Here is an 11,810-nt window from a genome sequence, read left to right as displayed (position 1 = left end):
GCGCAAGCCCAGCCTTTTACGCCGCATCCGCCCGCACTGGAAACCGCTGGCCACCGCCGCCGTGCTGTTGATCGGCCTGTTCAGCTTCAGCAACTTGCCGGTGCGCCTGCAAGCCGACCACCTCACCGTGGTGGGCGAGCGCCAGCGCCTGCAACTGGACGACGGCTCCAAGGTGCTGCTGAACACCAACTCGGCGTTTTCCAGCAGTATCAAGGACCATCAGCGCATCGCCCGTCTGTATCAGGGCGAAGCCTTCTTCGACATCGTGCCCAGCCACGGCCTGCCCCTGGAGATCGACGCCGGCCCGGTGCGCGCCAGCGTGCGCGATACCGCCTTCGCCGTGCGTTACCTCGACGGCGAAGCCCAGGTGCAAGTGCAGCGCGGTGACGTGGACCTGAGCAACACCTTCGACGATGCACGCGTGCGCCTGCGTGCCGGTGAAAGCATCCGCATCGGGCCCAAGGGTTTTGGCCAACCCGCCAAGCTCGATGCCACCAAGGACCTGGCCTGGGTGCAGGGCCGGCTGATCTTCGAAAACTGCCCGATGAGCGAAGTGCTCGCCGAGCTGCGGCGCTATTACCCTGGCTGGATCGTCAACACCAACGACCAGCTCGCCAGCGTGGCGGTGACCGGCAATTACCGCCTCGACCAACCGCTGGATGTGGTGCGCTCCCTGGCACACATCACCTCGGCCAAGCTGTCGGAATACCCCGCGCTGGTCATCTTGAACTAAATGAGAATTATTTTTACTCGATAGCCCTCGGCGGTACGTCTCGTCTTAGCCAATGCAACTGATTCCTATTTGGTCCAGTTCGCAACTATAAGATTCGTACCTTTCGGAGCGCTCTCGATGTCCTCTCGTTTCAACCGCCGGCCCTCTTCGCCCGTCTTGTCCCTATTGACCGCGGCCATCCTGCTGACTGGCGTGCCGACCCTGTCCGCCAGCGCCGCCGAACCGGCCCCACGCAGCCACGGCAACTACAATTTCAGCATCGAGCAACAGCCGCTGGTCTCGGCCTTGAACGCCTTCACCGCCGTCACCGGCTGGCAAGTCGGCCTGCCGGCGGAACTCGGCCAGGGCGTGTCGTCGCCGGGCGTGCGCGGCCCGCTGTCGCCGGAAAAAGCCCTGGACCGGCTGTTGGTGGGGACCAACCTGGGCTACCGCAAACTGGGCAATAACAACATCGTCCTGGAAAAGCGCGCGGCGGGCGCCACCCTCAACCTGCAACAGGTGACCATCAGCGCCACGCGCAACGAGCAGGACGTCAACAGCGTACCCAGCACCGTCAGCGTGCATGCGCGCGAGGAGCTGGACCGCCAGAACGTCAACAACATCCGCGAACTGGTGCGCTACGAGCCTGGGGTCTCGGTGGGCGGCGCCGGCACCCGTGCCGGCAATGCCGGTTTCAACATTCGCGGCATCGATGGCGACCGCATCCTCACGCAGGTGGACGGCGTGGAAGTGCCGGACAACTTCTTCAACGGCCCCTACGCCAAGACCCGTCGCAACTACGTCGACCCGGAAATCGTCAAGCGCGTGGAGATCCTGCGCGGCCCGGCCTCGGCCTTGTACGGCAGCAGCGCCATCGGCGGCGCGGTGAGTTACTTCACCCTCGACCCGGATGACATCATCAAGCCCGGCCAGGACGTCGGCGCCCGCCTGAAGACCGGCTACAGCTCGGCTGACGAAAGCTGGCTGACCTCCGGCACCGTCGCCGGCCGCGTGCAGGACTTCGACGGCCTGCTGCACCTGAGCCAGCGCAATGGCCACGAGACCGAATCCTACAATGGCAACAACGCCACCGGCCTGGCCCGTACCGGCGCCAACCCGGAAGAGGCGCGCACCACCAATATCCTGGCCAAGTTGGGCTGGAACTATGGCGACGACAATCGCCTGGGCCTGACCTATGAGAAATACAAGGATGATCGTGACGTCAACCTGAAGAACGCGGTCGGTGGCCCGTTCGTTGGCGGCCGGGGATTCAACCTCTACCGCGACCGCCGCGGCAATGACACCATCACCCGTGAACGCTTCGGCCTGGAAAACAGCTTCGCGCTCGAATCGCCGATTGCCGACCGCATCAAGACCAGCCTCAACTACCAGATCGCCAAGACCGACCAGACCACGGCCGAAATCTATCAGTCAGGCCGTCGTGTGTTGCGTACCCGCGACACGCTCTACCAGGAAAAACAGTGGGTGTTCGATGCGCAGCTGGACAAGGCGTTCAGCCTCGGTGAAACCGACCACCAAGTGACCTACGGCACCACCCTCAAACAGCAGAAAGTCACCGGCTCGCGCGAAGGCAGCGCCACTTGCGTCGCGGTCGGCAGCGGGTGCACCGCCATTGGCGCGCCCAGCCCGAGCGCCAGCGACAGTGTGAAGAAGTCCAGCGACTTCCCGGACCCGACCATCAACACCTACTCGCTGTTCGCGCAGGATCAGATCGCCTGGGGCAAATGGACCTTCCTGCCCGCCGTACGCTATGACTACACCCAGCTCAAACCCAAGCTGACCCAGGAGTTCCTCAATACCGTGAACCCAACGGGTACGGACCCGGTGAGCGACAAGGAGAAAACCTGGCACCGCGTCACGCCCAAGTTCGGCCTGACCTACGCCCTGACCGATCACTACACCCTGTTCGGCCAGTACGCTGAAGGTTTCCGCACACCGTCCGCGAAGGCGCTGTACGGCCGTTTCGAGAACTTGAATCTCGGCTACACCGTTGAGCCAAACCCGGACCTCAAACCGGAAACCAGCAAAGGCGTGGAAACCGGTATTCGCGGCAACTTCGACGCAGGCTCCTTCGAGATCGCGGCGTTCTATAACAAATACCGCGACTTTATCGACGAAGACAACGCGGTGGTCGGTGGTACTGTCGAGCAGTTCCAGGCCATCAATATCAAGCGGGCCACCATCAAGGGCGCGGAAGCCAAGGGCCGCCTGAACCTGGATGCATTTGGTGCGCCACAAGGCCTCTACACCCAGGGAGCGATTTCCTACACCCACGGTCGCAATGACGATAACGGCGAACCGCTCAATAGCGTCAACCCGCTCAAGGGCGTGTTTGGCCTGGGTTATGAGCAAGAACAATACGGTGCGCTGGTCAGCTGGACCCTGGTGAAAAAGCAGGATCGCGTCGACAGCTCCACCTTCCACGCGCCCGACGGCAGCACCGACGGCCCGTTCAAGACCCCAGGCTTCGGCGTCGTCGACCTCACGGCGTTCTACAAGGTCACAGACGACGTGACCATCAACGGCGGGCTCTACAACCTCACCGACAAAAAGTACTGGAACTGGGATGACGTGCGCAGCTACGACAGCGTCGGCGAAGCCGCTGTCACCGGCCCGGCCAACCTCGACCGCCTGACACAGCCCGGTCGTAACTTTGCGATCAACGTGATCTGGGACATTTAACCGCGCCCTCTCACCTCGTCGAACTATCAGCGACGAGGTGAGGATTTTTTACTGTGGCGCGTCTTCTTGTTCGTCTAGTTGATAACAGCTCTCTTTCGAGCACCAAGGCGCTTCCCTTCTCAAGGACTTTTTCATGACCGCTTCCCCTACCGCAGAACGCGCAAGCCTGCGCTCCCAGCGCCTGAACCAGATCACCCACGAACCGCACACCAAGCTGGATGCGCTGGTCAAGGCGCACGCGCCGTTTGAAACCCAGGCCAACTTCGCGCGCTTTGTGGTCGCGCAGTACCTGTTCCAATCGGAGCTGGTGGCCCTGTACAACGATGCCGAACTGATCAAGATCGTGCCTGACCTGGCCGAGCGCTGCCGCGCCGAAGCCGCCCGACTGGACCTGGGCGACCTCGACACCGACGTGCCGGCACCGGTCGCCGGCGCAGTGAAAAACCCGAGCAAGGCCGAAGCCCTGGGCTGGCTGTTCGTGTCCGAAGGCTCCAAGCTCGGTGCTGCATTCCTGATCAAGCGTGCCGTAGGCCTGGGCCTGAGCGAGACCTTCGGTGCCCGCCACCTGGGTGAGCCGGCCGGTGGTCGTGCCGAAGGCTGGAAGCGCTTCACCCGCACCCTGGACGCCCTGGAATTCAGCGCCGAAGAAGAAGCTGCGGTGGAAAAAGGCGCCATCGACGCGTTTGTACGCTTCACCGTTTTGCTCGAACAGGCGTACGCTAGCGCCCCTGAACTGGCTTAATTTTGCCGGTAGACACCGATTCAATGTGGGAGCTGGCTTGGCTGCGATGCAGCCACCTCGGTCTGTCTGTCGGACCAAGTCGATGCAATCGCAGGCAAGCCAGCTCCCACATTCGAGCGCATTCCAACGCGGGCAATGTGTAAACCTCCCCATTAGAAAGCTCCACCATGACCGGCAAAACCCAATCCACCTCGAAAATCGCGCAGATCCTCTTCGGCCTGCTGGCCTACGTCAGCCTGGGTATCGGGTTGGTGGCGATTGTCGTGCCGGGTTTACCGACCACCGAGTTCATCCTGCTGGCCGCCTGGGCCGCTACCAAAAGTTCGCCACGCCTCAGCGCCTGGCTGGAAAACCACCGGCTGTTCGGGCCGATCCTGTTCAACTGGCGCAACGGCAAGATTATCGCGCGCCGGGCCAAGGTCAGCGCCACCGTAAGCATGCTGCTGTGCGCCATCCTGATGCTGGTGATGCTCGACCATGGGTGGCCGATTTACCTGGCGATTGCCGGGATGGGCCTGGGCAACCTGTGGATCTGGTCGCGCCCGGAACGCCTCGCAGAGCCCGCGTAGCGTTGGCTGTAGGGGTTCTCCTACCGCTCATCGCCTCCCCCTAATGAAATAAATTGTTACGCCGATGTTTCAGACATAGCGCTGAATGGACTTGGCCTGCACTGCGTGCCTTCCTACAAGTCCCCTCGTGAGTAAGCCTATGTTCAACTCCCTCTCCATCCGCCTGAAAATCGTGCTGCTGTCCGGCCTTTGCCTGCTGGGGGTGATCGCGCTGGTGGTCAGCATCAATATCTACAACACCAACCAGAACGATGAACTGGTCAGCGATTCAAGCTCGCGCATGCTCACCGCCAACGTCGAACAACTGCTGCAGGCCAAGGCTGCCGAGCAAGCCGTGCAGTTGCAGAAAACCTTCGGCGACACGCTGACGGCGGCGAATGCCCTGGCCGACCAGGTCAAGGACCTGCGTAGCCTGGCCACCCAGCGCGGCCTGGAGCCCGGCGCCCTGCGCGAAGAGCTCAACCGGAGCCTCAAAACCGCGTTCGACCGCAACAGCAAGGTGCTGGGCATATGGCTGTCGTTCGAACCCAACGGCCTGGATGGCAAGGACAGCGAATTCATCGATGACAAAGCGCGCGTTTCCAACGAAAAAGGCCGTTTCTCCAGTTACTGGAGCCGTGCCGGTGGCGAAGGCCTGAACACCATCATGGTCGAGGAAGACCTGAACAAAACCGCGCTCAACCTCAGCGGTACGCCCTACAACATCTGGTACACCTGCCCACGCGACACCCGCGCCACCTGCCTGCTCGACCCCTATGAGGACACGGTAGCCGGCAAACCCGTGCTGATGACCACCATCTCCCTGCCGCTGATCGTGGACGGCAAAGTGATCGGCGTGGTCGGCGTCGACATCGCCCTCAACGCCCTGCAAGCCACCACCGATGCGGCGCAGAAAGACCTGTTCAACGGTGCGGCGCACCTGGAAATCCTCTCAAGCACCGGCCTGATCGCCGCTTACAGTGGCGAGCCGGCCCGTGTCGGCAAGAACCTGATCGACACCCTCGGCGCCGAGGGCAAGGAAATCGTGCAACTGCTGGCCAATGACAACCGCATGATCCGCGAACAGGACGACACCATTCGCGCCGTGTACCCGGTCAAGCCGATTGCCGATGCCAAGTCCTGGGGCGTGTTGATCAAACTGCCGAAAGACGTGATGCTGGCCGATAACGTCAAGTTGCAAGCGGTGCTCGACAAGGCGCAAGCCGCCGGTACGCTCAAGGCCTTGCTGGTGGCCGTCGCTGCCGGTCTGCTGGGCTTGCTGCTGATCTGGCTGACCGCCACCGGCGTGACACGGCCGATCAACAGCGTGGCTGCGATGCTCAAGGACATCGCCAGCGGTGACGGCGACCTCACCCAACGCCTGGCCTACGCCAAAAAAGATGAGCTGGGCGAACTGGTGAACTGGTTCAACCGCTTCCTCGACAAGCTGCAACCGACCATCGCGCAGATCAAGCAAAGCATCACCGAGGCGCGCGGCACGGCGGATCAGTCTTCGGCCATCGCACGCCAGACCAGCGAAGGCATGCAGGTGCAGTTCCGCGAAATCGACCAGGTGGCCACGGCCTCCAACGAAATGAGCGCCACCGCCCACGACGTGGCCAACAGCGCCTCGAATGCCGCCAGCGCGGCACGCGGGGCTGATCAGTCGGCGCGTGAAGGCATGTCGATCATTGAGCAAAGCACTCGCGACATCACCACCCTGGCCGAAGAAGTCAGCAAGGCGGTCGGCGAAGTCGAAGCCCTGGCGGTGAATAGCGAGCAGATCGGCTCAGTGCTGGAGGTGATCCGCAGCATTGCCGAGCAGACCAACCTGCTGGCGCTCAACGCCGCCATCGAAGCTGCGCGCGCCGGCGAAAGCGGCCGCGGTTTTGCGGTGGTGGCCGACGAAGTGCGCAACCTGGCCAAGCGCACCCAGGATTCGGTGGAGGAAATCCGCGTGGTGATCGAGCGCATCCAGAGCGGCACCCGTGGTGTGGTGGCGACCATGCACTCGAGCCAGAGCCAGGCACAAAGCAATGCCGGGCAGATTCATCAAGCGGTGCAAGCCCTGGGCAAGATCAGCGATGCGGTGACGGTGATCAGCGACATGAACCTGCAAATCGCCAGCGCCGCCGAGCAGCAAAGCGCGGTGGCCGAAGAGGTCAACCGCAATGTCTCGGCGATTCGCACCGTGACCGAAACCCTCACCGGCCAGGCCACCGAGTCGGCGGCCATCAGCAGCCAACTCAATGCATTGGCCAGCCAGCAGATGAAGTTGATGGATCAGTTCAAGGTGTAAATGAAGATCCCTGTGGGAGCCGGGCTTGCCCGCGATGGCGGTGGGTCAGTTCCTATATCCATGGCTGACCCACCGCTATCGCAGGCAAGCCAGCTCCCACAAAAAGCAGATCGATAGCGGCTTAAACACCAGGCCAGGCTTGAACAAACGCCGCCACATCTTCCTTCGGCGCAGTGCGCGGCGGGTTCTGCGGGGTGCCCAGGTAGAGGAAGCCAATCACTTCCTCATCCGCCGTCAGCCCCAGGCCCTTGGCGACGTGGGCCGAGTAGGACAATTCGCCGGTGCGCCACACCGCACCAATCCCCTGGGCGTAGGCCGCCAGCAGAATGCCGTGGGCCGCGCAGGCGGCTGCCAGCAGTTGCTCGGACTTGGGCACCTTGAAGTGTTCTTGCAGACGCGCAATCACCACCACCACCAACGGCGCACGCAATGGGCCGTTCTGGGCCTTGTCGATGGCGGCTTGCGGCGCATCGGCGTCCTGCAGGCGCGCCGCTTCTGCCAACAGCGTGCCCATCTGCTCGCGGGCGGCGCCTTCCACCGTCAGGAAACGCCAAGGGCGCAGCTGGCCGTGGTCGGGCGCACGCATGGCCGCGGCGAACAGCACATCACGCTGCTCCTGGGTCGGTGCCGGTTCCAGCAGGCGCGGCACGGAAACACGGTTGAGCAAAGCGTCGAGAGCCTGCATTGGCCACCTCCAGAAAAAAATGTGCGGTCATTCTAACGGGAATGAATCGGGAAGCCACCAAACGATAATTGCTCTTATTCATTGCGTCCCGCCCTGTTAGACTTTGCGGCCTAATTTTCCCCATCGCTTCAGGAAACTCGATGTTCCGTTCGCTTTTTCGCCTGTCCGCAGCGGTGCTGGCTTTAAGCCTGGCTGCCTGCGATGACGCCCCACGCTTCACCAAGGCCGAGCCTGGTGAAGCGCGGGCCGGCGGCGCGACGACGGTGAACAAGCGTGACCAGAACGCGTTTTCCCTGCCCTCGGCCAACCTGCCGCCGACCCGCCGTCTGGATTTCAGTGTCGGCAACAGCTTCTTTCGCAGCCCCTGGGTGATCGCGCCGTCAACCACCACCGCGCGGGATGGCCTGGGCCCGCTGTTCAACACCAACGCCTGCCAGAACTGCCATATAAAAGATGGCCGTGGGCACCCACCGTTGCCCGACGCCGCCAATGCGGTGTCGATGCTGGTGCGCCTTTCCATTCCCCTGTCTATCCAGGAGCAGCCGTCCTACGCCAGGCTTATCGAGCAGGTCGGTGTAGTGCCCGAGCCCGTCTACGGCGGGCAGTTGCAGGACATGGCCGTGCCCGGCGTCGTGCCCGAAGGCAAGGTGCGCGTCGACTACACACCGGTCAACGTGACCTTCAAGGACGGCACCGTGGTCGAGTTGCGCAAGCCCGACCTGCAGATCACCCAACTCGGCTACGGTCCGATGCATCCCGATACGCGTTTTTCTGCGCGCATCGCCCCGCCGATGATCGGCCTGGGCTTGCTTGAAGCCGTCAACGACGCCGACGTCCTGCGCAACACCGACCCAAAGACCGCCGACAAGGAAGCCATCGTCGGCCGCGCCAACTGGGTCTGGGATGACGCCCAGCAAAAAACCGTGCTCGGACGCTTCGGCTGGAAAGCCGGGCAACCCAACCTCAATCAACAAAATGTTCACGCGTTCTCTGGTGATATGGGCCTCACCACCTCCCTGAGACCTTTTGATGACTGCACCGATGCCCAAGTCGCCTGCAAGCAGGCGCCCAACGGCAATGGGCCCGACGGCGAACCGGAAGTCAGCGACAACATCCTGCGCCTGGTGCTGTTCTACACACGCAACCTGGCTGTGCCCGCTCGCCACGGCGTCGACGCGCCGCAAGTGCTGGCCGGCAAAAACCTGTTCTACCAGGCCGGCTGCCAGGGCTGCCATAAGCCGACGTTCACTACCGCTGCGAATGCCGCCGAACCTGAGCTGGCCAACCAGGTGATTCGCCCCTACAGCGACCTGCTGTTGCACGACATGGGCCCCGGCCTGGCCGACAATCGCAGCGAATTCAAAGCCGGTGGCCGCGACTGGCGAACCGCGCCGTTGTGGGGCATTGGCCTGACGCAGACCGTCAGTGGCCACACCCAGTTTTTGCATGATGGCCGCGCCCGGAACCTGCTCGAAGCCGTGCTGTGGCACGGCGGTGAAGCACACGCGGCGCAGCAGCATGTGTTGTCGTTTAATGCCGAACAGCGCGCTGCGTTGCTGGCGTTCCTGGATTCTTTATAAGCTTCGCCCCAATTACAGAAGGGAGCTCGACATGTTCCGTCCCAAGTTGTTGTTCACCAGCCTGGCCGCCCTCGCCCTCGGCGCTTGCTCGCCCCAGGACCCGCAAGCCGTGACGTCGGCGGCGATCGCCAAGCAGGTGATCCTGCCGACCTACAGCCGCTGGGTTGAAGCCGACCGCCAACTGGCCGTCAGCGCCCTCGCCTACTGCCAGGGCAAGGAAAGCCTGGAGACCGCCCGCGCCGACTTCCTGCACGCGCAAAAGGCCTGGGCCGAGCTGCAACCGCTGCTGATCGGCCCGCTGGCCGAGGGCAACCGCGCGTGGCAGGTGCAGTTCTGGCCGGACAAGAAAAACCTGGTGGGCCGCCAGGTTGAACAACTGGTCACCGCCCAACCGCAGATCGACGGCGCCGCTCTGGCCAAATCCAGCGTCGTGGTGCAGGGCCTGTCGGCCTACGAATACATCCTCTACGACGCCAAGACCGACGTCGCCGACGAAGCCCAGAAAGCCCGTTATTGCCCGCTGTTGGTGGCCATTGGCGAGCGCCAGAAAGCCCTGGCCGAAGAGATTCTGACGGGCTGGAACAGCACCGACGGCATGCTCGCGCAGATGACCAAGTTTCCGAACCAGCGTTACGCCGATTCCCACGAAGCCATCGCAGATCTGCTGCGCGTGCAAGTGACCGCCCTGGACACCTTGAAGAAAAAACTCGGCACGCCGATGGGCCGCCAGACCAAGGGCATCCCGCAGCCATTCCAGGCCGATGCGTGGCGCAGCCAGTCGTCCCTGCAGAGCCTCGAGGCCAGCCTCGCGGCGGCGCAGACCGTGTGGGTCGGCGTCGACAACAAAGGCCTGCGTGGCCTGCTGCCTTCAGACCAGAAGCCATTGGCCGACAAGATCGACGCCGCGTATGCCGCGTCGCTGAAACTGTTTGCCAGCAACCAGCGCACCCTCAACGAACTGTTGAACGAGGACGCCGGGCGCCAGCAACTCAACGATATCTACGACAGCCTCAACGTCGTCCACCGCCTGCACGAAGGCGAACTGGCCAAGGCGCTGGGCATCCAACTGGGCTTTAACGCCAACGACGGTGACTGATGATGCTCAGGCGACAGGCTTTGGCGTTTGGCAGTGTGTTGCTCAGCGCGCTCACCTTGGGTGGCTGGACGCTGTTCAAAGGTAAAGACAAAGGCCCGCTGCTGCTGTCGGCGCGCGATGATGCGGACGGCAAGCACTACGCCGTGGGCTATCGCCTGGATGGCAAGCCGGTGTTTGCCACCCAGGTCGGCCAGCGCTGCCACGACATCATCAACCACCCGACGCTGCCGATTGCGCTGTTCGTCGCCCGTCGCCCGGGCACCGAGAGTTACCTCATCGACCTGCGTGACGGCGCACTGCTGCAAACCATCACCTCGAGTGCCAATCGGCATTTCTACGGGCATGCGGTGATTCACAAGAGCGGTGAATGGCTGTATGCCACCGAGAACGACACGTCCGACCCTGGCCGTGGGTTGCTAGGCGTTTACCGGTTTGAGGGTGAGCGGCTGGTGCACAGTGGGGAGATTTCCACCCACGGTATTGGCCCGCATCAGGTGTCATGGATGCCTGACGGTGAAACCCTGGTGGTGGCCAACGGCGGGATTCGCACCGAGGCTGAGAGCCGGGTGGAGATGAACCTCAATGCCATGGAGCCGAGCCTGGTGTTGATGCGTCGCGACGGTACGCTGATCAGCAAGGAAACCCTGGGGCAGCAGATGAACAGCGTGCGGCACATGGGGATCGGCAGTGATGGCACGATCCTCACGGGGCAGCAGTTTATGGGGCCGTCTCAGGAGCGGTCGCAGTTGCTGGCGATCAAGCGGCCAGGGCAGCCGTTTGTGGCGTTTCCGGTGGCGGATGAGCAGTTGCAGGCGATGGGGCATTACACCGCCAGTGTCGCGGTGCACAGCGAATTGCGCCTGGTGGCGTTGACGGCGCCACGGGGGAACCGGTTTTTTATCTGGGATATGGACAGCGCGGAACTGCGCCTGGATGGGCCGCTGCCCGACTGTGCTGGCGTGGGCGCGGTGGCGGATGGGTTTGTGGTGACTTCGGGTCAGGGGCGTTGCCGCTTTTATGATTGCCGTCAGAGCACTTTAGTGGCGAAGCCGTTGGAGTTGCCGGCGGGGTTTTGGGATAACCATTTGCACTTGGTTTGATGGGTTGGGGGTATATCCGTTATTTGGGTGATGGCGAATATTGGTTTCGCCCTTACGGCGAGTCACTTTTGAAAAGAGCCCAAAAGTGACCCGCTGTAAGAGTCATCCCTTTCAAGGTCTTGGTTTAAGGCTGTTTATTCGATTTAGCAGCCTTGAGCACTCTGTCTGTCGATAGATGAACTCGTGCCGCCTTGCCTTCCAACCACTCTTTGGGTTTGGGTTTTTTAGGGCCGCGGGTGCTTTTGGAAACTTGCTTCGCTTTGATTAACCTCGCCAGTCCCAACAGCCGCTCTGCAAGTCCTCGCGGAGTCTGTTCAACTGGGAAGTTTTCCGCTGGCACAGCGA

9 protein-coding genes and 2 pseudogenes are annotated in these 11,810 nt (G+C 62.4%); 9 read left to right on the top strand and 2 right to left on the bottom strand.

The window, feature by feature from the left end; translation table 11 throughout:
• The 6 genes and pseudogenes from WBR57_RS24980 to WBR57_RS24955 all read left to right on the top strand — a co-directional run.
• The coding region (locus WBR57_RS24980; RefSeq protein ID WP_424087589.1) for a FecR family protein at positions 1-733 on the top strand (733 nt) is incomplete at its 5' end.
• A 117-nt stretch (positions 734-850) separates the two neighbouring features.
• Positions 851-3,415 carry a TonB-dependent receptor gene (locus tag WBR57_RS24975; protein WP_424087588.1) on the top strand — a complete coding sequence of 855 codons (2,565 nt, stop codon included), beginning with the start codon at positions 851-853 and terminating at the stop codon, positions 3,413-3,415.
• A 133-nt stretch (positions 3,416-3,548) separates the two neighbouring features.
• On the top strand, positions 3,549-4,157 hold the full coding sequence (locus WBR57_RS24970; protein WP_424087587.1) for a biliverdin-producing heme oxygenase: 609 nt from the start codon (positions 3,549-3,551) through the stop codon (positions 4,155-4,157).
• A gap of 167 nt (positions 4,158-4,324) precedes the next feature.
• The gene (locus WBR57_RS24965; protein ID WP_424087586.1) at positions 4,325-4,726 is read left to right on the top strand and encodes a YbaN family protein; all 402 of its coding nucleotides are present in this window, start codon (positions 4,325-4,327) and stop codon (positions 4,724-4,726) included.
• Positions 4,727-4,811: 85 nt separating this feature from the next.
• Positions 4,812-6,146, top strand: a pseudogene (locus WBR57_RS24960) (HAMP domain-containing protein); the annotation flags it as partial.
• 102 nt (positions 6,147-6,248) lie between these two features.
• The gene (locus WBR57_RS24955) at positions 6,249-7,004 is read left to right on the top strand and encodes a methyl-accepting chemotaxis protein (protein ID WP_424087591.1); all 756 of its coding nucleotides are present in this window, start codon (positions 6,249-6,251) and stop codon (positions 7,002-7,004) included.
• A 121-nt stretch (positions 7,005-7,125) separates the two neighbouring features.
• On the opposite strand, the gene WBR57_RS24950 is transcribed toward WBR57_RS24955, so the two are convergent.
• The gene (locus WBR57_RS24950; protein WP_424087585.1) at positions 7,126-7,689 is read right to left on the bottom strand and encodes an NAD(P)H nitroreductase; all 564 of its coding nucleotides are present in this window, start codon (positions 7,687-7,689) and stop codon (positions 7,126-7,128) included.
• Positions 7,690-7,829: 140 nt separating this feature from the next.
• On the opposite strand from WBR57_RS24950, the gene WBR57_RS24945 reads away from it, so the two are divergent.
• Genes WBR57_RS24945 through WBR57_RS24935 form a run of 3 tightly spaced genes read left to right on the top strand, consistent with a single transcriptional unit; the run spans position 7,830 to position 11,465 of the window.
• Positions 7,830-9,269 carry a di-heme oxidoredictase family protein gene (locus WBR57_RS24945; RefSeq protein ID WP_424087584.1) on the top strand — a complete coding sequence of 480 codons (1,440 nt, stop codon included), beginning with the start codon at positions 7,830-7,832 and terminating at the stop codon, positions 9,267-9,269.
• A 31-nt stretch (positions 9,270-9,300) separates the two neighbouring features.
• Entirely contained in the window at positions 9,301-10,365 is a 1,065-nt protein-coding gene (locus WBR57_RS24940; RefSeq protein ID WP_424087583.1) for an imelysin family protein, read from the top strand.
• A 2-nt stretch (positions 10,366-10,367) separates the two neighbouring features.
• Entirely contained in the window at positions 10,368-11,465 is a 1,098-nt protein-coding gene (locus WBR57_RS24935) for a DUF1513 domain-containing protein (RefSeq protein WP_424087581.1), read from the top strand.
• Between the two features lie 124 nt (positions 11,466-11,589).
• On the opposite strand, the pseudogene WBR57_RS24930 reads toward WBR57_RS24935, so the two are convergent.
• Positions 11,590-11,810: pseudogene (locus tag WBR57_RS24930) on the bottom strand (IS4 family transposase); the annotation flags it as partial.

The sequence above is a fragment of the Pseudomonas sp. genome (genome assembly GCF_049590575.1).
GTDB lineage: Bacteria > Pseudomonadota > Gammaproteobacteria > Pseudomonadales > Pseudomonadaceae > Aquipseudomonas.
This window is presented reverse-complemented; position numbering and strand designations above follow the sequence as displayed.

Coding starts and splice junctions, on each gene's coding strand:
- WBR57_RS24975 (WP_424087588.1), top strand. CDS start 851: ATGTCCTCTCGTTTCAACCGCCGGCCCTCTTCGCCCGTCTTGTCCCTA.
- WBR57_RS24945 (WP_424087584.1), top strand. CDS start 7,830: ATGTTCCGTTCGCTTTTTCGCCTGTCCGCAGCGGTGCTGGCTTTAAGC.
- WBR57_RS24935 (WP_424087581.1), top strand. CDS start 10,368: ATGCTCAGGCGACAGGCTTTGGCGTTTGGCAGTGTGTTGCTCAGCGCG.
- WBR57_RS24970 (WP_424087587.1), top strand. CDS start 3,549: ATGACCGCTTCCCCTACCGCAGAACGCGCAAGCCTGCGCTCCCAGCGC.
- WBR57_RS24950 (WP_424087585.1), bottom strand. CDS start 7,689: ATGCAGGCTCTCGACGCTTTGCTCAACCGTGTTTCCGTGCCGCGCCTG.
- WBR57_RS24965 (WP_424087586.1), top strand. CDS start 4,325: ATGACCGGCAAAACCCAATCCACCTCGAAAATCGCGCAGATCCTCTTC.
- WBR57_RS24955 (WP_424087591.1), top strand. CDS start 6,249: ATGCAGGTGCAGTTCCGCGAAATCGACCAGGTGGCCACGGCCTCCAAC.
- WBR57_RS24940 (WP_424087583.1), top strand. CDS start 9,301: ATGTTCCGTCCCAAGTTGTTGTTCACCAGCCTGGCCGCCCTCGCCCTC.